1 protein-coding gene is annotated in these 244 nt (G+C 35.2%); it reads right to left on the bottom strand.

Features of this window, described 5'->3' with window-relative positions:
- On the bottom strand, positions 1-182 hold a 182-nt coding region (locus tag AAEZ03_RS28555; RefSeq protein ID WP_350583343.1), incomplete at its 3' end, for a hypothetical protein.
- Positions 183-244 lie beyond the last annotated feature (62 nt).

The raw sequence follows: 244 nt of genomic DNA, 5'->3' as shown, positions 1-244 counted from the left end.
ATATAAGCTTTTAGGTGCGTTAATCCTTTATTGTCGGGATCTGTGACTAACAACTTAGGCCAGTTTTCAACAATATCTTGCTGTTTAAAGGTATTGATTAAGTCCGACTCGGGATAAACGGTCAGTACAGAATGCAATACATTGGCAATTGCCTGTAAATCTTGAAGCTTTTCAATGTTCATATCATTCACATTTGGTTATAAATTTAACTAGGAAAGAAGGGTGCAATAACATTATTACACCC

Source organism: Pseudomonas sp. HY2-MNA-CIBAN-0224 (assembly GCF_040310285.1).
GTDB classification, from domain to species: domain Bacteria; phylum Pseudomonadota; class Gammaproteobacteria; order Pseudomonadales; family Pseudomonadaceae; genus Aquipseudomonas; species Aquipseudomonas helleri.
Note: the sequence above shows the minus strand (reverse complement) of the source record. Positions and strands in the feature narration are given on the sequence as shown.